A 21,420-nucleotide genomic window follows, 5' to 3' on the forward strand; every position below is an offset into this window, starting at 1 on the left:
ACAATTTAACTATATACCATTTTAAAAACATTTTTTCATCTTTACAAGTAAGAAAATCATGTTAAAATAAATTTAGTTTCCAAGGAAACTAAATCACAAGGAGGTTAACATGATGAAAAAATCTAAACTAACTCTTATTTTATATGTTGTCTGTATTAGTGCCTTATTCGGTTCCTTCGCGCAAAATATTTACACACCTATCTTACCGATGATTCAAAATTCTTTTCACACTTCTCTTTATCTTGTAAATGTAACAGTTTCACTTTTCACATTCGTTCTTGCAATTATGCAGCTCGTATATGGACCTTTAATTGATACAAAAGGAAGAAAATCTGTCCTTATTCCTAGTTTAGTCATTAGTACAATTGGTTCAATCGGATGTGCTTTTTCGGCAAACATTTATTTATTTCTCTTTTTTAGAGCTGTTCAAGCTATAGGAATAGCGGCTATACCTGTAGTTTCAGCAACGATTATCGGCGATTTATTTGAAGGAAAAGAACGCGGAGAAGCGATGAGCCTATACCAAATGTTACTTGCCCTCGCACCTGCAATGGCTCCACTCATAGGTGGTTATCTTGGCAGTATATATGGTCACTTATCTGTATTTCTCTTTTTATCTACACTTGGCATTATCTTATTAATTATAAACATTTCACTACTTCCAGAAACAAAGCCAAATGTAATTAAGCGGTCTAAAGCACAAAAGAATTACTCTCTTATCTTAAAAAATAAAACTGGATTTTCTATTACTCTTATTGGCTTCATTCAATTTTGTATTTACTTTTGCTTTCTCGTTTTTTTACCGAGCATTTTAGCAAATTCATTTCATTTAGCTGCAAATGAAATTGGTCTTATGTTTGTGCCAATGTCTCTTTCTATCATGCTAGGAAGTTTTTGCTACAAGTTTTTGCAAAAACGCCTCACAACAAAGCCAACTTTATTTATTACGAGTTTCTTCAATATTATATGTGTCTTTTTATTCTCTTTCACATATAGCATCAATATCCCCTTCATCATTATCGTTACATCTTTGTACGGTTTTAGTATGGGACTTTCTATGCCAACTCACACTACTTTATTAACAGAAGAATTCGTACAAGAACGTGCAACAGCTATCGGTATATACAACTTCATCCGCTATCTTGGTATGGGTACAGGGCCACTTATAGGTGGATTTCTTTTATTTAACCAAAATTACTTTTGGATTTTCTTCCTAGGCGCAATTATGTTTTTACTTGTAATCTTATATGCAATGAAAATGCTAAGTTTTCATGCTGTACAAAAATTAAAATAGAGCCCCCAAAATGTCGGCTCTATTTTACCCTCTTTGATCCGCAACAATATGAATATCAATATACTTTGTTTGTCTCATAATTTCATTTACAATAGAGCCTTTTCGTATTTCTTCCCACCTTGTTCTTGCAGATTGTCCAAGTAAAATTTGCGTCACTTGTAATCTTCTTGCGACTTCAATAATAACATCCGCTGGTTTTCTCCCTTTCGCTTCTTCTAATACAAAACTCGCATCAAATTGATTGGTTAACGATTTCCACTCTTCAATCGTCTGCTTTTTTCCAGCTGAAATAGAATCTATATTTTCCCTCTCAACGTTTAATACGTACAATTCAGCATTTAACCGATCAGCCATGCGCCATCCCCGTCTTATTAATTTCTCCGCTGTTGAACTGTATTGTACACAAACGAGAATTTTTTCTTTTACGCCAATTGGTTCTATTACTGTTTGGCTAATTTTCTCGTCCATATCATCGGCAACTTCTCGAAGTGATAATTCCCTAAGTGCTCCTAAATTATTAAGTGTAAAGAAGTTTTGTAAGCTTTGCTGAATTTTTTCTTCTTTATATATCTTTCCGTCTATTAGTCTCTTCCTTAATACCTCAGGCGTTGCATCAACGAGCTGAATTTCATTTGCTTTTTGTAAAATAAAATCTGGAATTCGTTCTCTTACTTTTACATTCGTAATTTGAGCTACAATATCATGAACACTTTCTAAATGTTGAATATTAAAAGCTGATAATACCGATATACCAGCCTCTAACAATTCCTGCACATCCATATAACGTTTCTTATGTTTAGAACCAGGAACATTACTATGCGCAAGTTCATCCACTACGACTACTTGCGGCGCGCGTTTTTTTATTCCTTCCACATCAAGCTCATAAAATACCTTTCCTTTATACTGTATTTCTTTCAAAGGAACTTTTTCTAAATCAGCAATTGCTTCTTCCGTCTCTTTTCTTCCATGCGTTCCAATTAAACCAATTACAATATCAATTCCATCTTTTTTCATTTCCCTTGCATCAAAGAGCATTTTATAACTTTTTCCTACGCCTGGAGCTGCTCCTACATATAGCTTTAACTTTCCGCGATTTTGCTGACGAATATATTCTAAATATTCCTCTGGCGTTCGCCTTTGAAACTTCGGTTCATAATCATCTGCATACAAAATAAACACTACCTTTCATTCGAAACAACGCTACCTCAATCCTTTAGATTGAGGTAGCACTGTTGCTATTTTATTAATTTCTGTAACTCTAAATTTAATTTTAAGACGTTCACACGATCTTCTCCAAACAAGCCGAGTGCAGCGCCTTCCGTTTGATCCTTAATCAATTGATTAAGTTTTTCTTTCGGAATATTCGTTAATTTCGAGATGCGATCCACCTGCACCGAGGCCGCCTTTGGACTAATATCAGGATCAAGCCCTGAACCTGAATTTGTCACTAAATCTATCGGTACTTCTGTAACTGGAACAGCTGGATTTTTTTCCTTCCAGTCCGCAATACTTTTCTCTACTCGCTTTGCTAAATCTGGATTAGATGGTGCATAGTTATTTGAACCAGATGCTTCAGCCTTATATTCAATACTAGAAACACGCCCTTGAAAATAACGTGGATCCGTGAAGTTTTGACCAATTAATTTAGAACCAATCACTTCATTTTTATCATTATATATTAGACTTCCATCCGCATTATCCTTCATCACTGCTTGTGCAATACCAGTAACAATAAGTGGGTATACAAGTCCACACAACACTAGAAATGTAAAAGTAATACGGATAATTGGTGATAGCATACTTTGTTTCTTCTCCATCTTTTTCCCCTCTTCCTTATATAAACAAGCCGACAATCATATCAATTACCTTAATTCCAATGAACGGAACGATAACTCCGCCAAGCCCATAAATAAGTAAGTTTCGGCTAAGCAATGCATTAGAACTCATCGGTTTATATGCAATACCTTTCATCGCTAACGGAATGAGTAATGGAATAATAACAGCGTTAAATATTAATGCTGATAAAATCGCTGACAGTGGTGATGTTAATTTCATAATGTTCAATGCCTCCATTTGCGGAATCGCAAGTGTAAACATTGCTGGAATGATTGCAAAATATTTCGCTATATCATTCGCAATACTAAACGTCGTTAAAGCACCTCGTGTCATTAACAATTGCTTACCGATTCCTACAACCTCAATAATTTTCGTTGGGTTCGAGTCTAGATCAATCATGTTCGCCGCTTCTTTCGCTGCTGTCGTACCACTGTTCATCGCTAATCCAACGTCCGCCTGTGCTAATGCTGGAGCATCATTTGTACCATCACCTGTCATCGCTACAAGTTTCCCTTTATCTTGCTCTGCTTTAATAACAGCAATTTTATCTTCCGGTTTACACTCGGCAACGAATTCATCTACTCCAGCTTCTTTTGCAATCGTTGCTGCCGTTAACGGATTATCACCTGTACACATAACCGTTTTAATCCCCATTTGGCGTAACTGTTCAAAACGCTCACGCATACCCGGTTTTACTGTATCCTTTAAATAAATTAAACCGTAAATACGATTATCTACTGCAACTACAAGTGGTGTTCCACCCTCTTTTGAAATTAAGTCTGCTTTTTGATTTACATCTTTCGGAATTATTCCGCCTTGTGACTCAACCCATTCAATAACGGCACCTACAGCACCTTTTCTCACTTTCGTTCCGTCTTGTAAATCAACACCACTCATTCTCGTTTCTGCTTTAAACGGAACAAACTCACCTTGTTCTGCAAGTTCTCTATTGTATGATATAGATTTTCCCTGCACATACTCGATAACAGATCGACCTTCTGGTGTTTCATCTAAAACAGAACTAATAGCGGCCCACTTTCCAACTTGCTCAATCGTTTCATTTCCTACAGGCAATAATGTATGAGCCATCCGGTTCCCAAAAGTAATTGTACCTGTTTTATCTAAAATAATTGTATTAATATCGCCAGCAGCTTCTACTGCTTTCCCCGACATCGCTAACACGTTAAACTTTGTCACACGGTCCATCCCAGCAATACCAATTGCCGATAATAGCCCACCAATTGTCGTTGGAATTAAACAAACTAATAATGCAACTAGCACAGCAGTATCAATTTGAAACCCTAAATAATTTGTAAAAATCGGCAACGTCACAACGACGATCAAGAAAATAAGAGTTAAGCTCGTTAATACTGTATTTAAAGCAATCTCATTCGGCGTTTTTTGACGAGCAGCTCCTTCTACTAAAGAAATCATTTTGTCTATAAATGATTCACCAGGATTACTCGTAATGACAATTGTAATTTCATCACTTACGACCATCGTTCCACCTGTTACGGAACAAAAATCACCGCCTGCTTCTTTTATAACAGGAGCTGATTCCCCTGTAATTGCAGATTCATCTACAGATGCTAATCCTTTGATTACTTCGCCATCATTCGGAATCATTTCTCCTTGTTTTACGATAACAACGTCACCTTTTGTAAGATCAGTTGCTGAAACTTGGACAATGTCTCCATTTTCTTTTACAACATTTGCAAACACATCTTTCTTTGACTGCTTTAAAGAATCGGCTTGCGCTTTACCACGACCTTCTGCTAATGCTTCTGCAAAATTCGCAAATAAAACTGTAAATAATAGAATGAGAGAAACTGTTATATTAAACCAACCTGGTATACTACTAGAACTACTTGGAAGAAAAGATAAAATGAACGTAATGATAAATCCAATTTCCACAACGAACATAATCGGATTCTTTATCATGACTTTCGGATTCAATTTCGCAATGGATTGCTTCATCGCATGTGTTACGATATCACGATCCATCGTTTTCGCTTGTCTAACTTCATCTTCTACAGCATGTATTTGTGACTCATTTAATTGTTTTTCTTTTACTACTACCGGTCTCATCATTTACCCTCCATTACTTCAATGTAAGAAATTCTGCAATTGGTCCGAGTACTAACATCGGGAAGAATGTTAATGCACCAACAATTACAATTGTTCCGATGAAGATGCCACCAAATAAACTATTATCTGTACGGAACGTTCCGACTGTTTCTGGCACTACCGTTTTTTCTTTCAACGAAGCTGCCACAGCTAGCATCGTAATTAAACTGAAGTAACGTCCTAAAAACATAACTAAACCAGTCGTAATATTCCAAAACGGTGTATTATCTCCTAATCCTTCAAATCCAGATCCGTTATTCGCAGCTGACGATGTATACTCATATACAACTTGCGTTAAACCGTGGAAACCGGAATGAGAAATAGCATCCGTCCCTAAATTTGTTGAAAGAGCTAATGCCGAAAAGCCTAAAATGAGCAATGGATGAAATAAAATCGTGACCGCGATTAATTTCATTTCCTTACCTTCAATCTTTTTACCTAAAAACTCTGGTGTCCGTCCAACCATTAACCCAGATATAAACACCGCGATAATTGCATACATAATAATGTTTACAAAGCCTGCTCCAACGCCGCCATACACTGTATTTAACATCATATTTACAAGTGGAACTAGACCGCCAATTGGTGTTAACGTATCATGCATCGTATTAACAGCCCCAGTTTCAGCAGCTGTCGTTACTGTTGCGTATAGTGAAGAAAATACTGTTCCAAATCGTACTTCTTTCCCTTCTGTACTTCCTTGTACATGTTCGATACCCATTCCATTTAATGCCGGGTTCCCGTTTAGTTCAGATGTCGTAATCGTTATAAACCCTAGTAAAAATACCATAAATAGTGACACGAAAAGGATGCGACCTTGTTTTTTATTTCCTACCATTCGTCCGTACGTAAATGGAAGTGCTGTTGGTAATAACATCATAAGCATCATTTGCAAAATATTACTCATTTGTCCTGGATTTTCAAAAGGATGCGTAGAGTTTGCTCCGAAAAATCCACCGCCGTTATTTCCAAGTTCCTTAATGGAAACGAATGATGCAACAGGTCCACGTAATATACTTTGTTTTGCCCCATCAATCGTTTGTGCTGTAACCGCTCCATCTAACGTTTGCGGTACGCCAAGTGCGACAAAAACTAGTGCCGCAATAAATGCGATAGGAAGAAACACTCTCGTTAACGCTCTCGTAAAATCAACGAAAAAGTTACCAAGTTCTTTTCCAGCAAGTCCTCTTATAAAAGCCATAACGAGCGCCAATGTCGTTGCTGGTGCCGCAAACATTAAAAATGTAATCCCGATTAATTGTGATAAATAGGATAAACCATTTTCACCGCTATAATGCTGTAAGTTTGTATCAGCCATAAAACTAATCGCTGTATTAAAAGCGAGCGTAGGCTCCATTCCTTCAATATGCGCTGGATTTAGCGGCAACACACCTTGTAATCTGAAAATGAAATATACAATAACAATCATAAATCCGTTGAGTAAAACTAATGATAATGCGTACTGTTTCCACGTTTGATTGTATTCTTTTACACCCGTAATTTTAAAAATAAGTTTTTCAAAAGGCCCGAATACTTTATCTAGCATTTTGCTACCTTGAAAAGCTTTTTCTAAATAAATCCCCATTGGCTTTGCTACTAAAATAAACAAGAGCATTGTAATAATGACTGCAACCCAAATCATAATGAATGATTCCCCCTAATTAAAACTTCTCTGGATTTAATAATGCATACACTAAATACACTGTAATTGCTGCGACAATAACCGATAAGACAATCATCATGATTGCTTTCCTTCTTTCACAACTTTATCTGACCAACTTGCAAGACTTGCCATTGATGCAACTAATAAAATAAAAATCCCGACCATTACAACATCTAACATAGCTATCCCTCGCTTTATTTTTTGTTAAAATTTACCATTTAAATGTTAAAAAAGAACACTGAGCTCTACTCAGTGTTCAAAAAATGAACAACAAAAAGTAAACCTCCTCTCTAAACGCTTACGAGGTTAGCTGTCGGATTCGGGCCTAAAGAGTAGCCCTACTTTCAAAACTGAAAGATTCACCCCAAGTGACGATGCACAAAATTGGTTCCCCCGCTCCATTTCTGGAACTCAGCGATTTTAGGTTTTTTTGGAAATTTTATGAATGATTTATGAGAGTAAATATACTCCTCTATATTTCACTTGTAAAGGGGTAAATTACTGAAAATAATAATATTTACATTCATTTAAACGCTTACATTGAAGATTATTACTATTATTTCATCTATTTTCTTTATTTCTCTTCTCTTTTCTTAAAAATGACCTTTTAAATATGAAATAAAAAGAGCGAATGAGATGAAGTGCATAGCTTGTTGCACTCAGCATTCGCTCTTTTTATTCAACCTTTATTCTCCTCGTAAAAATGCACGTAAATTTCTCCCGCGAATATAAACTTGTGTCAATTCTGCATGTAGCTGCTCATACTCGGTAATATCCACCTCTAAATACAAAGCATCTTTTGATGGTAATATAATATACGGCCCTGGAAAAAGGGGATCGATCTGAACCAATTCTTGAACTCGCTCTACCGATACTGCCCAACGATTTGCTATATCTCCAAGTAATAGTACCTTCATCATTTCTTCCCCCGCCCTATTCAAAAAATAAAAAAGAAATATTATCACAATTTGTAAACACGACAAACTTAGCTCCAATTGTTTCATAGAGCCTCGCTGGATATCGTTTATTCCTTGTAACAACAGTAATAGGTGCTTGAAAAGAAAAGCGAATGTGTTCTGTGAAAAAACTAACGATTGGAAGCTCATCCCCTAGTAAAATCACCTTCTTAATACACTCACAAATACTAGTAAAGTCCTGCTCCTTACTGCAGCTATAAGTCCAATCAAACCCACAATTCCTAACTTCAGCCGCTATCTCTTCATTTGCTGTAAAAATAATTAACTCATGTTGAAATGATACTAGATCTCTTAAACTATCTACCTTACTTTCTTCTCCAACACAAATAAGTGTTAGTTCCATGTACCTCATCCTCCTTAGTATAAAAGAAATCAAACATAGATTGATATTCCCCTATACTAATCAGATCGATGAAGTGATGTATCCATCATGGCACCGTCCTCTCTCAAGACGCTTACGAAGTTAGCTGTCGGATTCGGACTTTGAGAGTAGCCCTACTTTCAAACTTGAAAGATTCACCCCTAGTGCCTACGCACAAATTGGTTCCTCCGCTCCATATAATTGGACTCAGCGTTTACAAAAAAATGTATTCTGGCTGATATATTACTCCTGTATTTTGAAAAAGTAAACAGAAAAAAAGCCAGTTATAAAACTGGCTTTTCACTTACCTATGCACGCATTCTATTCACTTTATATGCAAAATGATTCGTCGGCCCATGGCCACTACCAATATTCAATGGCTCTTCAATTGCTATACTAATAAATCGTTTTGCTTCTTGAACAGCATCTTCAATTGAGTATCCTTTCCCAAGTCCTGCTGTAACCGCTGAAGCAAATGTACACCCACTTCCATGCGTTTGCTTTGAAGGAATTCGCTCGCTTCTAAACTCAATAAATTTTTCTCCATCAAAGAGGAAATCAATTACTTCATTCCCTTGATATTCTGCATGTCCGCCCTTCATAAGCACATATTTAGCACCTAATTCATGCAATACTTTTGCAGCTTCCTTACTATCTTCAACATTATGAATTTCCATCCCAGTTAACACTTCTGCTTCTGGGACATTCGGTGTTATAACAGTTGCTACTGGTAATAAATATTCTTTTAATGCTTGAACTGCTTCTTGCTGTAATAATGATGCACCGCCTTTTGCAATCATAACGGGATCTAGCACAATATTATTCCAGCCAAACTTTTTAATTTGTTCTGCAACAATTTGAATTATTTCACTACTAAATAACATTCCTAGTTTCACTGCATCTGGTGTTAAATCCGTACCAATTGAATTCAACTGTTCTGTAATACCTTCTAACGGAACAGGATATACCCCTTGAACGCCAAGCGTGTTTTGAGCAGTAATCGCCGTAATAGCCGTCATTCCGTATACACCAAGCTCTTGGAATGTTTTTAAATCTGCCTGAATTCCAGCACCGCCGCCGCTATCAGACCCTGCAATTGTTAAAGCTTTATTCACTTTCATCCCACTCATCCTTTTCTATCCAAAATAGCGATGATAAATCGTTTTTGCTTCGCTTATATCTTTCGTTCCATGTACGAGCACACGGCCATCTTTAAAGGCGACTAACCTCTTGTCTTCAATAGAAAATGATAGTAAATATGGATTTATATTTAAATCATTCACACGACCTTCCAACAACTCTTTATATTGTTCAAAATTTATTTCATCTTTATGAGGTGGTCTAATTTGAACTGTATTTCGCCCGCATAAAACTGCTGTTTTTGATGTGTTCTCTTTATTTAAATACGGATATAATGCATTCTCTCCGCATGAAGGACAATTATGCTGGCGAAGCTTTTGCACATTCATACATGAATACTCATTCTTCCACATATCAAACGATACAAGCCCATCTCGAAGTGATTCGTAATCTTCTACTAACAGTTTAAGAGCTTCTGTTACTTGATGAGAAACGACAAGAGATACAGCAGGTGATATAATACCCGCTGTATCACATGTTGCCCCGCCAAGCGGAATCAACTGTAATAAACATGATAAACATGGTGTTTTACTAGGAAGGATTGTGTAAGAAAGACCGTAACTACCTACACATGCACCGTAAATCCATGGAATAGAATATTTTTGTGCTATATCATTCACAATAAAGCGTGTTTCAAAATTATCAGTCGCATCAATAATTACATCAACATTTGTAACAAGTTCTTCTAGCTCTTCAGCTGTTACATCTTGAACGAGAGCTTCTATTGTTACATCACTATTAATCTCTTCTAAACGTTTTTTAGCCGCTATAGCTTTTGGAAGATTATTCTTTACGTCGCTCTCTGCATACAATTGTTGTCTTTGTAAATTACTCCAATCTACATAATCACGGTCAACAATTGTTATCTTGCCAACACCTGCTCTTACAAACATCTCTGCATTTGCACTACCTAATGCACCTGCACCGATAATAAGCACATGCTTTTCTCTTATCTTTTGCTGTCCTTCTTCTCCAATTGGAGAAAATAGTTCTTGGCGAGAATATCGATTATTCAACTACGCTCATTCCTTCTAAAGGACTACTTGCAGTTGCACAACGCTTACGTGCAATACGACCTGCTTCAAATCCTAAACGGCCTGCTTCAATACTTAATTTCATTGCTTGTGCCATTTTAATAGGATTTTTTGCTCCTGATACAGCTGTATTTAATAACACGCCATCTGCTCCTAATTCCATTGCAAATGCTGCATCAGCTGGACTACCAATACCGGCATCAACGATAACTGGTACTGTCGCTTGTTCAATAATGAAGCTCAAATTTAATGGATTTACAATACCAAGCCCTGATCCGATTGGAGATGCTCCTGGCATAATCGCATGCACGCCAAGCTCTTGTAATTTACGTGCTAATACAACATCATCAGATGTATACGGAAGTACGATAAATCCTTCTTCCAGTAACATTTCAGATGCCTTTAACGTTTCTACCGGATCAGGTAATAACGTTCTATCATCACCAATAACTTCTACCTTTATCATGTCACAAAGCCCAGAAGCTTTTGCTAATTTTGCAATACGAACAGCCTCTTCAGCGTTTTTTGCTCCTGCTGTATTTGGTAATAACGTATATTTTTTCACATCAAGTTTCTCTAATAAATTAGGTTGCTTTGCATCAAAGATATCCATACGACGTACTGCAAACGTTAAAATTTCAGCTTCAGAAACGTCAATTGCCTTTTGCTGTACGTCAAAATCAGGGAATTTACCTGTTCCTAATAAAAGTCTAGAATGAAATGAAAATGGTCCAATGTTTAACATAATCAACCGCCTCCTACGAAAGTTACAATCTCAATTTGGTCTCCATCAAAAACAGATGTATCTGTATGATCATCTTTTTGTAAAATATCTTTATTACGCTCTACTACAACAATTCTGTTATCTAACTCTAAATGTGTAAGTAGCTCAGCTACTGTTTTTACACTCGCTGGCACTTCAATTTGGTTACCATTAATTTTTAAATTCAAACTTCCATCCCCTTTCTAAACTCTTCTAGAAAGCAATGAATCTAGCAAATGATTCTCTTGCTTTCCTTCTATTAAATCAGCCATATATTGGCCAGAAATAGGACTTAATAAAATACCGTTTCGATAATGGCCCGTGCAAGCATATAAACCTTTTATTTCTTCATGCTCTCCCATATAAGGAGCTTCATGATTCGATTGTGGTCGTAATCCTGCCCACGTGCTTTCCCATTCTGCTTCTTTTAAAGCTGGCAATATTGTATAAGCACGCTCTAATATAGAAGTTATACTTTCTGGCTGCACAGTTTTATTGAACGTATGTGGCTTCATTGTTGCCCCAATTACGTAACGTCCACCGCGCTTTGGAGTAATGTAAAATCTTTCTTGAAAAATAGGTACTTTTAAAAGTTGTTTTCTACTTCTTACCGCAACCACTTCTCCTTTAACTGGATATGTACCCCAATCACGGTGAAAATAACCTAGTAACTTCGTGCTCCATGAACCTCCTGCAATAACGACTTTCTCACATGTGACAATACCTTCACTTGTAATAACTCCAGTCACTTTATTATTTTCAATACGGATATCAAATACTTCTGCCTGTTCATATATATTAGCACCGGAAATTGCCGCAGAATGTGCGAATGCTTTCGTAAGCTCTGGTGCAATAACATGACCGTCTTTCGGATAATATACTGCTCCTATAATAGATTCGGATAGATATGGCTCTTTTTCCCGCACATGGTCTCCCGTTAGAAAATGAGAATCTTCACCTGTTTTCTGCTGCCAATCCATAATGTGAAGAATTCTTTCCTTCTCATCTTCATTTTGAGCAATACGATAAATTCCTTTTTCTTCATATCCAATATCAATACCCGTCTTTTCACGTAAAACTGCTGCAAGTTGTGGAAATATAGCTCGGCTTTCTCTAGCAAGTTCAAATAGCGGATCATACGCATCCCATTCTGCCTGAACACCAAGTAAACCAGCAGCTGCTTTGGAAGCTTCCGATGCAATACTTTGCTTCTCCACAATCGCTACTTTATGTCCTCTTTCTGCTAGAAAATGTGCAACTGAACTGCCAATTATACCACCACCAATAATCGCTACATCATACTTCTCACACATGTTTTTCCGCCCACTTTCTTATTGATTCCTTATAAGATTTCGCTTTGCTATACGGGTTACTACTACTTACAATTCCAGACATAACTGCTATACCACTTACACCGTTAGTAAGAACATCCACTGTGTTTTCTAGGGTAATTCCTCCAATTGCTGTAATCGGTATAGATAAACACCTTGCAATGTCTGAAATTTCTTCAAGCCCTCTCGCTGGCACACCTTTTTTACAATCTGTCGGAAATACATGGCCATAAACGAGTGAATCCGCGCCATTTTTAAAAGCTACTATTGCTTCATCTAGCGAATGCACAGAATAACCGACATGCAAATACGAAAACTTTTCTTTCACTGACTTTACATCTGTACTTCGATATCCTAGTTGAACACGAGGTATATTTAATAAAATTGCAATATCAATTCGATCGTTTATGACAATTTTAGAAGCCGGAAAGCCCTCCATTAATAGACTTTCCACACCTTCATATAATTCCTTCGTACTCTTCTCACGCTCACGAATATGCAAATAATCAATCTCACTCTCAATTTGCATCGCTACATTCACTAACTCTTCGAATGGCATATGGCCATTTGAGATTACGTGGAGCTCATTTTTCATATTCATTCGCCTACTTTAAAATATTTTCGAATAGTTCATCGGCTGGGACGGTTTCTTTCGTCATTCCTTTGTCCTTCAGCCACTTATTTTGTTTCTCCCAAGATTCTTTTGAATCTGATAAGAATGGCTCATCTTTCGTTTCCATCTTCTCTAATAAAATTTTCATACTTTCCTTTTCAACTTCTGGCACAAGTGGGAAGTTTTCTTTTTCTTGATGATTTAATAAAATATTCAATGCTTCATCTGGGTTTTTCTTCATGAAATCATAGCCTTTTTTCGTACCACGTAAGAAAGCTTGCAACGCTTCTTTATCTTTTTTCAACGTTTTATCACCTGTTACAAACACAAGCTCATGGTAGTTTGGTACTCCGTAATCAGCTGGATTAAAGTACGCTGGTTCATGGCCTTCATGACGCATAACAGGTACTTCATGGTTAATGTATGCCCCTGTTACCGCATCTACTTTCTTCGTAATTAATGCTGGTACTAAATCAAATCCAACATCAACTACTTTCACTGTATCAGGATTACCACCAGCTTCTTTTACCATCGTTTTTAAATACATCTCACTTAAAGGTGTTCCAGAGTATCCTACTGTTTTTCCTTCTAAATCTTTCGGTGATTGAATGCCCGCTGATTTCAGTGATACAACATGATTTAATGGTGAACGTACGACAGCTCCAATTGATTTCACTGGAATTTGCTCATTCGCTCTCGCCATAACAACATCTGGCTGATAATACAAGCCAACTGTTACCTTCCCTGCTGCTGCCAGCGTTAATGGATCAGTCGGATTAGAAGGGAATTTAATATTTACCTTTACACCTTCTTCTTTAAAGTATCCTTTTTCAATTGCTGCATAGATAAAGCTATGTACCGCATTTGGATACCAATCTAACATGACTGTTATTTCTTTCTCTTTTTTACTTTTGTCTGATGCTGAATTACTCGAACATCCTGCAATTATTGCAATTAATAATGTAAACACAAAGATGCGCTTTAAAAATTTCATGAATACTTCCTCCAACTAATGAATTTCTTTTCTAATATGGAAATAATTACGACGAAGAAAATAGCTAATAATGATAACAATACAATAGGTGCAAATACGCCAGCTCCATCTAACTGCGTCATCATTCTCTTACTGAAATATCCAAGCCCAGCTTGTGCACCGAGCCATTCTCCAATTGCTGCTCCGATAACACTAAGCGGAACTGCAATTTTTAAAGCTGAGAAAAAATAAGGAAGAGCAGACGGCAACTTTAATTTAAGAAAAATATCTCTTTTTGTTGCTCCATATGTAACTAAGAGCTCCTCCCATTCTTTTTTCGTACTACGCAGTCCATCATACGTATTGACCGCAATTGGGAAAAACGTAATTAAAACTGTGACAACAACCTTACTCCAAATTGTGTATCCAAACCATAAAACAAATAGCGGAGCAAGCGCAGTAATCGGAATCGTTTGTGAAGCAACTAATAATGGATAAAATGCTCTCTCCATCCATGTACTCGCATTCATTAACATCGCTAGCCCTACACCTAATACGATAGAGATAACAACACCTATTAAAACGACGTATAACGTTGCAGGTAAATGAACTGTAAATAATATGTCTTTTAGTTTCCATATCTTCATTACAATCGCAGAAGGTGACGGTAAAATGTACATCTCATCTACAATTCTTGCTCCTATTTCCCACACAGCTAGTAAAATACTAGAAAGTGTAATAGCAGGAACTAATTCTTTCAATCGGTTCATCACACAAGTACCTGCCTTTGTAACATACTAAGAAGCTCATCTTTCAGCGCTAATACTTCCGGTTTATATAAATCTTTTCGTGTTCTGTTATGATCAAGCGGTACAGTCCGCTCAGTCAAAGTCGTTATCGGCTGCTGTTCCACTACTAAAACTCGGTTTGAAAGAAATAACGCTTCTTCAACATCATGAGTAATGAATAAAATTGTTTTTTCCCACTCTTGCCATTGTTCAAACAACCATTCTTGCAAAGAGGTCTTCGTTAAAGCATCCAACGCACTAAATGGTTCATCTAACAGCAATATTTCCCCGCCTGTTAATAAAGTTCGAATAAAAGATACACGTTGTCTCATACCACCAGATAAATCTTTCGGATATTTTTTCTCATACCCTTGCAAACCAAATTTATGTAACAGTTCCTTTGCCTTTACTTGTGCTTCTTTCTTCTGTACACCTTGGCACTCTAGCGGCAGGGCAGCATTCTCAATAATTGTTCTCCACGGCAAAAGCATATCTTTTTGCGGCATATATCCTACAGGATGGTGCTTTGTTTCTGTCAGTTCTATCTGTCCAGTACTTACCTTTTCTAGACCTGTAATAAGGCGAAATAAAGTACTTTTCCCACATCCACTCGGTCCGATAATACTGACAAACTCTTTCTCATGTATAGAAGCATTTAATTCATGGATGATTGGTTTCTCATCGTAATGAAAAGAAACATTATGAAACTGTAGTATGTTCTTGCTCCTCAAATCCCCACATCTCCTTACGATAGGACATATCCCAGAATAAATATTCAAATCGACTGGAATATAAGAAAATCTCCTCTAATCTTTCTAGTTCTGTCTCAGACTTTCCCACTGCCATTTCATTTAATAAATCTATTAACCAAATACACAGATTACCGTATTCTTCCGAACTATATCCTTGAATCCACTCACCAAAAAACTCATGATCTCTTGCTCCAGGAATATCATTTAAACGCTTTCCAATTTCCCAATAGCTCCACATACATGGAAGAAGCGCTGCTATTAATTCCGCAAGTGTGCCATTTTGAGATACAGACATCATGTAATTTGTATAAGCTAAATTTTTAGCAGATGGTTTCGCAGACTCTATCTCCTCTATAGAAATTCCAAGTCTTTTTGCATATTGTTTATGGATTGTCATTTCGCCATTTAATATTCCATCAATTTGTTCAGCGAACTTTCCCATTACTTGTGGATTCGTTGCTTTTACAACACCAATCGCATATAACTTTGCATAATCTAGCAGATATAAATAATCTTGAATAATATAATACTGGAATTTATCTTTTTCTAACGTGCCATCTCCCATACCCACTACAAACGGATGATTATGACTCATCTCCCAAACCGGTTGCACAGTTTCTAATAATCTATCGCAAAATTTCATTTCTCTATCCCCTTTCAATATATGTATCTAAATAAAAAACCACTTCTATATATAAGAAGTGGTTACAGCAAATAAAGTTATACATTTATTCGATGTTCCACTTCCCTTCGCTAGTATTACCTAGATCAGGTGTTGTAAGGGTTAAGGATTATTCCTCTCTCAGCAAATCAAGCACCCCTAGTGGTTTCAATATGAAATTTTTAAATAAAAAAGCCCCGTTTCTATACGCAAAGAAACGGGGACTCATTGTTAGTGTCCGAATTGCTTCCCTACGCTAGCATAATCTAGATCAGGTAATAAAAAGGATCAAAGGCTTACGGCCTACTCTCAGCTGGCAACACCAGCTCTCCTAGCAAACTATAAAATTATCACTGTCAGTATAACACCCTAATAAGACATCATCAACTTTTTTAATTTTCTTAATTATCAACAGAATATCAAAGTTATACAATACATACATTCTATTTTAGAAAATAAAACCCCAATTAATTGCATAAGAAGGAATCATTATCCTCAAAAAATTTATTTTTATATTGATTTCATATTACATTTATGTGAATACACCCACTATATTATATCTTTATACTATAATAAAATTACAACTATACAACTAGAGGAGGTCTCTATTCCATGAATATGAAAGCTACTGCTTTAACAGCAACTACTGTAGCGATTGCTTCTTTACTTCCTTCTATGGGTGAAACAAATGTACAAAAAGCAAACGCTGAACAATTATCTAATATTAAAACTGGGTATGTCAAAGTCGATCAAGTAGCATTACATACAGAAGATAACGTAAAAAGCACATCAATTGATACAATTCGCTTTAATACAAAAGTGAACATCCTTGAAACAACTAATGAGTGGTATAAAGTATCTGTTCATAATAAAGTAGGTTATGTACAAAAAGATGCTATTTTACTAAAAAACAAACTTCATTCTAATGATCAATACATCGTTAATGCTAATGCATTAAACGTTCGCTCTGAACCTAATTTAGAATCTTCCATTTTAGATGTATTACCAAATGGCAAGTTTATTACCGTTCAAGAAGATCAAGGCGAATGGTATAAAATATCGCATAATGGCCAAACAGGTTATGTACAAAAAGCATTCATCTCTAATGGTTCACAACCCTTAGTAAAAGGAATCACCGTTCAAAATAATACAAAATATACTGTTGCAACACCTAATCTAAATGTACGTAGCAACGCTAGTACAAGTAGCGCTCTACTCGGTTCATTACAAAACGGTACACAAGTACAAGTAGTAGAAACTGTAGGAACTTGGTATAAAATTCGTTTTGGCACAGGATACGGATATGTAGCAAAACACTATGTAGTACAAAATCAACCACAAGCTAAAACAGATCAACCTTCATCAATTCCAGCTGCTTTCAAATTCCCTGCTCAAGGAAGAATTAGCTCAACCTTTGATATACGCTGGGAACAAATGCATTATGGTATAGATATTGCCGCTCCAGGAAACGTCTCTATCCAAGCTGCTGCTGCAGGTAAAGTTGTGAAATCTTATTATTCAGCTAGCTATGGCAATGTTGTTTTCATTGCGCATCAAATCAATGGGAAATTATATACAACTGTTTATGCTCATATGAAGGATCGCACTGTACAAGCTGGTGATCAAGTACAAACTGGACAATTAATAGGTCATATGGGAAACACAGGTCATTCATACGGGCAGCATCTTCATTTTGAATTACATAATGGAGAATGGAATTTTGAAAAAACAAATGCAGTAAATCCACTGCCATATTTAGTTAGGTAAATTGTATGCCACGCAATATACCTCTTATAATTGAATACGTAGCCTTTTTAGGTTTAATCTGTTGTTTAATCATTTACAATACAAACATTGTATTTTTATCTATTATTATTGCTTTTGTTGCATTAGAAATTATGATGGAATCATTTCAAGTGCAACTAAAACAAAAAATTGCCCATATTTATAATGCTATTTTTCTTTTGAGTGCTCTCATAACAAATATAATTAGTAATGGCTTTTATTTATCTACTGTATTTCCAGTATTCTTTATGGCTGTTTTATTATTTGTAGCTAGATATATTAATGCCCCTTATAACCAAAAACAAAAACAAAAACAAGAAGCTTAGAAAGAGGAGACACTGTGTACCAATCTTTCAAAGATACTCCAATAAAATACATATTGAATTTGTATAAGAAAGCCAATACTTTTTTTGGTATACAAGGAAGTTATACTGAACAACTTCTCCTATATGGAATGTTTTTTCTTGTCTTAATCACTTTCTCCTTGTTTTACTAACAAAAAAGGATCTCACATAAACTGGAGATCCTTTTTAATTTATATTAATTTTTCATATCGAAAATATTGTTTATCCACAAGCATATTTTTCATAAATAAAGCTCAGATTATATTTTTTCTCTAAGCTCATTCGTTGTTCGTCATCGCACCAATAGAAAAGAATATCATGAATCGTTGCGTAACGCTTATTTTTAAGAAATAGCCTAAAGAATGATGGTAAACAATCATGTAATTGTATAAATATATAATTGCGTAGTGTTTCTTCTTTATATTCAATGCCCTTACAAATATACAGTAATTCTTCACAATAATATGCATGCTGTGGAACTTGTATCATTTCGAAAAATGGCACATAAGATAGTAGCTTTCCAATAAAATGACCATATCGATCCATTACTCCTATCGTCATATGCTCCATCATTTCTTTCATCACATATAAATAATCATCTACATGTGTTGTCTTTAATGGGTCTAAGCGATCGGAAATTTGAGATAATACAGCTCTTTGACATGCTAAAACTGCCTGACTAGGTCCATAATATGATAGGAAATCTGTACACTTACGATATTTCCGTAATAAATCATGTGTATACAAATCATATACAAAAGTATTACAATACATTGCTAAACTCATCATATCACTATTTAATTGCTCTTTTGATAATGATTTCGCTCTCTTGCACATATAAAAGAATGTAAATTCCAATACTTCTTTATGAGATAATAAATGTTTACAATCGGTTATACACTTCTCATTAAATTTAACTCTATCCCAAATTTCAATATCCCTATCTGTCAATTCACCTATACGATATTTAATAATTAAATAATTTAAAGCAACTGATTGCGTCAAAAGATCCCATGTTTCATATTCCAATGAAGTATGAACAAACTCAGCTAATCCTTGCGCTATCATAAAATCATTTGCCTCTTCATACCAACCAATCTCTTGGCATAAGCGAAGAATACGCACTAAAGTTGGAATTTCATCTTTATGAAACTGCGGTAATTTCTTTGCTTTATTCATGCCATATACGATAAATGCCGCTAAATTTTCTTCTTTATAAAATTCTTTCTCTTTCCATACTAATATAGTTCGTTCTTTCCCCTCACCTTTTGGGTGACAAGGTACAAGCAAAGAAAATAATTCAGCGAAATTATTTGGTTCTATATATGTATCTGTAACCAAATTCCAATTTGGATCGCCCTGTACAGCCTTCATATAATTCCCCTTCCCTTTTCATCTATGTAGGAAATATTAATTTATTATCGCACCACTAAAAATTAATATTGTTATATTCAAAATCTATCATAATACTTATATCTATCAGTATATCATCTTTTCTCTTATTAAAAATTAAGAATAACAAATTTTAAAAAAATGTCGAAATTATTAACCGTATCCTTATTATATAATGTCTCAGATACATCACGCTAACATATTAGTTTAATCCATATATGCTAGAATAATGTATCTGAAATTTATATATAATTTAGCTCTTTATGAGTGACCATTAAACTCTCGGTTAATTAAAGTTTCAATTTACTCTGTACGCTCTGAGATTTCACTCAAGGCAAATCCAGCTTGATCATCTGCTGATTCCCTTATAGCTAAATCTCCTAGTGCTAACATGCCAATAAGTTGACCACTATCAACTACTGGTAATCGTCTAATTTGATGCTGTGCCATTAGCTCTGTAGCTTTTTCAATAGAATCATTTGGAGAAACTGAGATAATATTTGTTGTCATCACATTTGTAATTTTATTAGATCCAGGATGTTTTTCAGCAATCCCTCGAACGACTAAATCACGATCAGTAACAAGCCCAACAACTTGCTCATTTTCAACAACTGGAATTAATCCAACTGATTCTTCCTTCATTTTAACAGCTGCCTCATATACATTGTCTAGCGGTGTACAATGTACAATATGGGTACTCATTAAGTCTCTAACTCGTGTCATTATTTATTTCCTCCTTTTTATACATACCATAGCTTTTCCAAAATTCCTTTATTTATTTCTGGAAAGTAACGTAATAAAAAGGATTAACAAAATAAAAAAGAGCCAGCATAATGCTGACTCTTTTTTGTATGACCCGTACGGGATTCGAACCCGTGTTACCGCCGTGAAAGGGCGGTGTCTTAACCACTTGACCAACGGGCCATGGCTCCGCAGGTAGGACTCGAACCTACGACCGATCGGTTAACAGCCGATAGCTCTACCACTGAGCTACTGCGGAATAATATATGGTGGGCCTAAATGGACTCGAACCATCGACCTCACGCTTATCAGGCGTGCGCTCTAACCAGCTGAGCTATAGGCCCATATACTTTACAGGGGCAGTAGGAATCGAACCCACACTGGAGGTTTTGGAGACCTCAGTTCTACCTTTAAACTATGCCCCTAAATGATGCCGGCTAGAGGACTTGAACCCCCAACCTACTGATTACAAGTCAGTTGCTCTACCAATTGAGCTAAGCCGGCATAAAAAAATGGTGGCTCGGGACGGAATCGAACCGCCGACACGAGGATTTTCAGTCCTCTGCTCTACCGACTGAGCTACCGAGCCAACATAAATGGCGGTCCCGACCGGGGTCGAACCGGCGATCTCCTGCGTGACAGGCAGGCATGTTAACCACTACACCACGGGACCATTTGGTTGCGGGGACAGGATTTGAACCTGCGACCTTCGGGTTATGAGCCCGACGAGCTACCGTGCTGCTCCACCCCGCGACAATATAAAGTTTTAAAAAATGGAGGAGGTAGAGGGATTCGAACCCCCGCGCGACTCTCGCCGCCTGTCGGTTTTCAAGACCGATCCCTTC

At 36.3% G+C, this 21,420-nt stretch carries 23 protein-coding genes, 8 tRNA genes and 4 riboswitches; of the genes, 3 read left to right on the forward strand and 28 right to left on the reverse strand.

Going from position 1 to position 21,420, the window contains the following annotated elements; translation table 11 throughout:
* The first annotated feature begins 112 nt into the window (after nt 1-112).
* A complete protein-coding gene (locus QO049_RS18730; protein WP_284489397.1) occupies nt 113-1,294 on the forward strand; it encodes an MFS transporter in 1,182 nt (393 codons plus the stop codon).
* 24 nt (nt 1,295-1,318) lie between these two features.
* On the opposite strand, the gene kdpDN is transcribed toward QO049_RS18730, so the two are convergent.
* From kdpDN to tenA, 18 genes are all read right to left on the reverse strand, one after another.
* The gene (gene kdpDN, locus QO049_RS18735) at nt 1,319-2,473 is read right to left on the reverse strand and encodes a KdpD-like non-kinase potassium sensor (protein WP_284489398.1); all 1,155 of its coding nucleotides are present in this window, start codon (nt 2,471-2,473) and stop codon (nt 1,319-1,321) included.
* A gap of 56 nt (nt 2,474-2,529) precedes the next feature.
* The gene (gene kdpC, locus QO049_RS18740; protein ID WP_000412616.1) at nt 2,530-3,111 is read right to left on the reverse strand and encodes a K(+)-transporting ATPase subunit C; all 582 of its coding nucleotides are present in this window, start codon (nt 3,109-3,111) and stop codon (nt 2,530-2,532) included.
* A 16-nt stretch (nt 3,112-3,127) separates the two neighbouring features.
* Nucleotides 3,128-5,218 (reverse strand): potassium-transporting ATPase subunit KdpB, encoded by a 2,091-nt coding sequence (kdpB, locus tag QO049_RS18745; RefSeq protein ID WP_001247992.1) that lies wholly within the window; start codon nt 5,216-5,218, stop codon nt 3,128-3,130.
* 13 nt (nt 5,219-5,231) lie between these two features.
* Nucleotides 5,232-6,899, reverse strand: coding sequence for a potassium-transporting ATPase subunit KdpA (gene kdpA, locus QO049_RS18750; RefSeq protein WP_000638318.1), 1,668 nt, complete (start codon nt 6,897-6,899; stop codon nt 5,232-5,234).
* A 19-nt stretch (nt 6,900-6,918) separates the two neighbouring features.
* On the reverse strand, nt 6,919-6,999 hold the full coding sequence (gene kdpF / locus QO049_RS18755; protein WP_000973728.1) for a K(+)-transporting ATPase subunit F: 81 nt from the start codon (nt 6,997-6,999) through the stop codon (nt 6,919-6,921).
* Nucleotides 6,996-7,100 (reverse strand): SipW-dependent-type signal peptide-containing protein, encoded by a 105-nt coding sequence (locus QO049_RS18760; protein ID WP_000887894.1) that lies wholly within the window; start codon nt 7,098-7,100, stop codon nt 6,996-6,998. Before QO049_RS18760 ends, kdpF begins: the two co-directional genes overlap by 4 nt.
* A gap of 101 nt (nt 7,101-7,201) precedes the next feature.
* Nucleotides 7,202-7,347, reverse strand: a riboswitch (cyclic di-AMP (ydaO/yuaA leader).
* Between the two features lie 259 nt (nt 7,348-7,606).
* Entirely contained in the window at nt 7,607-7,840 is a 234-nt protein-coding gene (locus QO049_RS18765; RefSeq protein WP_001985933.1) for a hypothetical protein, read from the reverse strand.
* Nucleotides 7,841-7,853: 13 nt separating this feature from the next.
* Nucleotides 7,854-8,240, reverse strand: a complete 387-nt coding sequence (locus QO049_RS18770) for a hypothetical protein (protein WP_000424067.1) — start codon at nt 8,238-8,240, stop codon at nt 7,854-7,856.
* A 93-nt stretch (nt 8,241-8,333) separates the two neighbouring features.
* Nucleotides 8,334-8,481: riboswitch (cyclic di-AMP (ydaO/yuaA leader) on the reverse strand.
* Between the two features lie 85 nt (nt 8,482-8,566).
* Nucleotides 8,567-9,379, reverse strand: a complete 813-nt coding sequence (thiD, locus tag QO049_RS18775; RefSeq protein ID WP_284489399.1) for a bifunctional hydroxymethylpyrimidine kinase/phosphomethylpyrimidine kinase — start codon at nt 9,377-9,379, stop codon at nt 8,567-8,569.
* Nucleotides 9,380-9,394: 15 nt separating this feature from the next.
* Nucleotides 9,395-10,414 (reverse strand): thiazole biosynthesis adenylyltransferase ThiF, encoded by a 1,020-nt coding sequence (gene thiF / locus QO049_RS18780; RefSeq protein WP_284489400.1) that lies wholly within the window; start codon nt 10,412-10,414, stop codon nt 9,395-9,397.
* Entirely contained in the window at nt 10,407-11,177 is a 771-nt protein-coding gene (gene thiG, locus QO049_RS18785) for a thiazole synthase (protein WP_074608937.1), read from the reverse strand. The genes thiF and thiG overlap by 8 nt, the downstream gene beginning before the upstream one ends.
* A 2-nt stretch (nt 11,178-11,179) precedes the next feature.
* On the reverse strand, nt 11,180-11,383 hold the full coding sequence (gene thiS, locus QO049_RS18790; RefSeq protein WP_001049502.1) for a sulfur carrier protein ThiS: 204 nt from the start codon (nt 11,381-11,383) through the stop codon (nt 11,180-11,182).
* A gap of 15 nt (nt 11,384-11,398) precedes the next feature.
* On the reverse strand, nt 11,399-12,508 hold the full coding sequence (gene thiO, locus QO049_RS18795) for a glycine oxidase ThiO (protein WP_284489401.1): 1,110 nt from the start codon (nt 12,506-12,508) through the stop codon (nt 11,399-11,401).
* Complete coding sequence (tenI, locus tag QO049_RS18800) at nt 12,501-13,121, reverse strand: thiazole tautomerase TenI (protein WP_284489402.1); 621 nt, start codon at nt 13,119-13,121, stop codon at nt 12,501-12,503. Before tenI ends, thiO begins: the two co-directional genes overlap by 8 nt.
* Nucleotides 13,122-13,131: 10 nt before the next feature.
* On the reverse strand, nt 13,132-14,133 hold the full coding sequence (locus QO049_RS18805; protein WP_000670416.1) for an ABC transporter substrate-binding protein: 1,002 nt from the start codon (nt 14,131-14,133) through the stop codon (nt 13,132-13,134).
* Nucleotides 14,130-14,882 carry an ABC transporter permease gene (locus QO049_RS18810; protein WP_001080856.1) on the reverse strand — a complete coding sequence of 251 codons (753 nt, stop codon included), beginning with the start codon at nt 14,880-14,882 and terminating at the stop codon, nt 14,130-14,132. Before QO049_RS18810 ends, QO049_RS18805 begins: the two co-directional genes overlap by 4 nt.
* Nucleotides 14,882-15,631 carry an ABC transporter ATP-binding protein gene (locus QO049_RS18815; RefSeq protein WP_001256793.1) on the reverse strand — a complete coding sequence of 250 codons (750 nt, stop codon included), beginning with the start codon at nt 15,629-15,631 and terminating at the stop codon, nt 14,882-14,884. Before QO049_RS18815 ends, QO049_RS18810 begins: the two co-directional genes overlap by 1 nt.
* Nucleotides 15,600-16,295: a thiaminase II gene (tenA, locus tag QO049_RS18820; protein WP_000666828.1), complete on the reverse strand. Its 696-nt coding sequence runs from the start codon at nt 16,293-16,295 to the stop codon at nt 15,600-15,602. The genes QO049_RS18815 and tenA overlap by 32 nt, the downstream gene beginning before the upstream one ends.
* An 85-nt stretch (nt 16,296-16,380) precedes the next feature.
* Nucleotides 16,381-16,484, reverse strand: a riboswitch (TPP riboswitch).
* A 60-nt stretch (nt 16,485-16,544) separates the two neighbouring features.
* Nucleotides 16,545-16,656, reverse strand: a riboswitch (TPP riboswitch).
* A gap of 269 nt (nt 16,657-16,925) precedes the next feature.
* Here tenA and QO049_RS18825 point away from each other — a divergent pair.
* Together QO049_RS18825 and QO049_RS18830 are read left to right on the forward strand one after the other, a co-directional pair.
* Nucleotides 16,926-18,080, forward strand: coding sequence for an SH3 domain-containing protein (locus tag QO049_RS18825; RefSeq protein ID WP_001056031.1), 1,155 nt, complete (start codon nt 16,926-16,928; stop codon nt 18,078-18,080).
* Between the two features lie 5 nt (nt 18,081-18,085).
* A complete protein-coding gene (locus tag QO049_RS18830; protein ID WP_284489403.1) occupies nt 18,086-18,424 on the forward strand; it encodes a hypothetical protein in 339 nt (112 codons plus the stop codon).
* Nucleotides 18,425-18,664: 240 nt separating this feature from the next.
* Here the strand turns inward: QO049_RS18830 and QO049_RS18835 are convergent, their stop codons facing one another.
* The 10 genes from QO049_RS18835 to QO049_RS18880 form a co-directional block, all read right to left on the reverse strand.
* A complete protein-coding gene (locus tag QO049_RS18835; RefSeq protein WP_000648912.1) occupies nt 18,665-19,816 on the reverse strand; it encodes a DUF3965 domain-containing protein in 1,152 nt (383 codons plus the stop codon).
* A gap of 321 nt (nt 19,817-20,137) precedes the next feature.
* Nucleotides 20,138-20,557, reverse strand: coding sequence for a CBS domain-containing protein (locus QO049_RS18840; protein WP_000199011.1), 420 nt, complete (start codon nt 20,555-20,557; stop codon nt 20,138-20,140).
* A gap of 129 nt (nt 20,558-20,686) precedes the next feature.
* Nucleotides 20,687-20,758, reverse strand: a tRNA-Glu gene (locus QO049_RS18845).
* Between the two features lies 1 nt (nt 20,759).
* Nucleotides 20,760-20,834: transfer RNA gene (locus tag QO049_RS18850), tRNA-Asn, on the reverse strand.
* 8 nt (nt 20,835-20,842) lie between these two features.
* A tRNA-Ile gene (locus QO049_RS18855) sits at nt 20,843-20,919 on the reverse strand.
* A 10-nt stretch (nt 20,920-20,929) separates the two neighbouring features.
* Nucleotides 20,930-21,000: transfer RNA gene (locus QO049_RS18860), tRNA-Trp, on the reverse strand.
* Nucleotides 21,001-21,006: 6 nt separating this feature from the next.
* Nucleotides 21,007-21,079, reverse strand: a tRNA-Thr gene (locus QO049_RS18865).
* 9 nt (nt 21,080-21,088) lie between these two features.
* Nucleotides 21,089-21,164, reverse strand: a tRNA-Phe gene (locus tag QO049_RS18870).
* An 8-nt stretch (nt 21,165-21,172) separates the two neighbouring features.
* Nucleotides 21,173-21,248: transfer RNA gene (locus tag QO049_RS18875), tRNA-Asp, on the reverse strand.
* Nucleotides 21,249-21,251: 3 nt separating this feature from the next.
* Nucleotides 21,252-21,328: transfer RNA gene (locus QO049_RS18880), tRNA-Met, on the reverse strand.
* Nucleotides 21,329-21,420: the final 92 nt, after the last annotated feature.

Origin of the sequence: Bacillus sp. RB3 (assembly GCF_030164735.1) — a bacterium.
GTDB lineage: Bacteria > Bacillota > Bacilli > Bacillales > Bacillaceae_G > Bacillus_A > Bacillus_A cereus.

What these genes read in the sequence shown, in the direction of transcription:
- kdpB (WP_001247992.1), bottom strand. Translation starts at nt 5,218, where the DNA reads ATGAGACCGGTAGTAGTAAAAGAAAAACAATTAAATGAGTCACAAATA.
- thiG (WP_074608937.1), bottom strand. Translation starts at nt 11,177, where the DNA reads ATGTTAAACATTGGACCATTTTCATTTCATTCTAGACTTTTATTAGGA.
- QO049_RS18810 (WP_001080856.1), bottom strand. Translation starts at nt 14,882, where the DNA reads ATGAACCGATTGAAAGAATTAGTTCCTGCTATTACACTTTCTAGTATT.
- QO049_RS18770 (WP_000424067.1), bottom strand. Translation starts at nt 8,240, where the DNA reads ATGGAACTAACACTTATTTGTGTTGGAGAAGAAAGTAAGGTAGATAGT.
- QO049_RS18730 (WP_284489397.1), top strand. Translation starts at nt 113, where the DNA reads ATGAAAAAATCTAAACTAACTCTTATTTTATATGTTGTCTGTATTAGT.
- kdpF (WP_000973728.1), bottom strand. Translation starts at nt 6,999, where the DNA reads ATGATGATTGTCTTATCGGTTATTGTCGCAGCAATTACAGTGTATTTA.
- tenA (WP_000666828.1), bottom strand. Translation starts at nt 16,295, where the DNA reads ATGAAATTTTGCGATAGATTATTAGAAACTGTGCAACCGGTTTGGGAG.
- QO049_RS18830 (WP_284489403.1), top strand. Translation starts at nt 18,086, where the DNA reads ATGCCACGCAATATACCTCTTATAATTGAATACGTAGCCTTTTTAGGT.
- tenI (WP_284489402.1), bottom strand. Translation starts at nt 13,121, where the DNA reads ATGAAAAATGAGCTCCACGTAATCTCAAATGGCCATATGCCATTCGAA.
- QO049_RS18765 (WP_001985933.1), bottom strand. Translation starts at nt 7,840, where the DNA reads ATGATGAAGGTACTATTACTTGGAGATATAGCAAATCGTTGGGCAGTA.
- QO049_RS18835 (WP_000648912.1), bottom strand. Translation starts at nt 19,816, where the DNA reads ATGAAGGCTGTACAGGGCGATCCAAATTGGAATTTGGTTACAGATACA.
- kdpC (WP_000412616.1), bottom strand. Translation starts at nt 3,111, where the DNA reads ATGGAGAAGAAACAAAGTATGCTATCACCAATTATCCGTATTACTTTT.
- thiD (WP_284489399.1), bottom strand. Translation starts at nt 9,379, where the DNA reads ATGAAAGTGAATAAAGCTTTAACAATTGCAGGGTCTGATAGCGGCGGC.
- QO049_RS18825 (WP_001056031.1), top strand. Translation starts at nt 16,926, where the DNA reads ATGAATATGAAAGCTACTGCTTTAACAGCAACTACTGTAGCGATTGCT.
- thiO (WP_284489401.1), bottom strand. Translation starts at nt 12,508, where the DNA reads ATGTGTGAGAAGTATGATGTAGCGATTATTGGTGGTGGTATAATTGGC.
- QO049_RS18805 (WP_000670416.1), bottom strand. Translation starts at nt 14,133, where the DNA reads ATGAAATTTTTAAAGCGCATCTTTGTGTTTACATTATTAATTGCAATA.
- kdpA (WP_000638318.1), bottom strand. Translation starts at nt 6,899, where the DNA reads ATGATTTGGGTTGCAGTCATTATTACAATGCTCTTGTTTATTTTAGTA.
- QO049_RS18840 (WP_000199011.1), bottom strand. Translation starts at nt 20,557, where the DNA reads ATGACACGAGTTAGAGACTTAATGAGTACCCATATTGTACATTGTACA.
- QO049_RS18760 (WP_000887894.1), bottom strand. Translation starts at nt 7,100, where the DNA reads ATGTTAGATGTTGTAATGGTCGGGATTTTTATTTTATTAGTTGCATCA.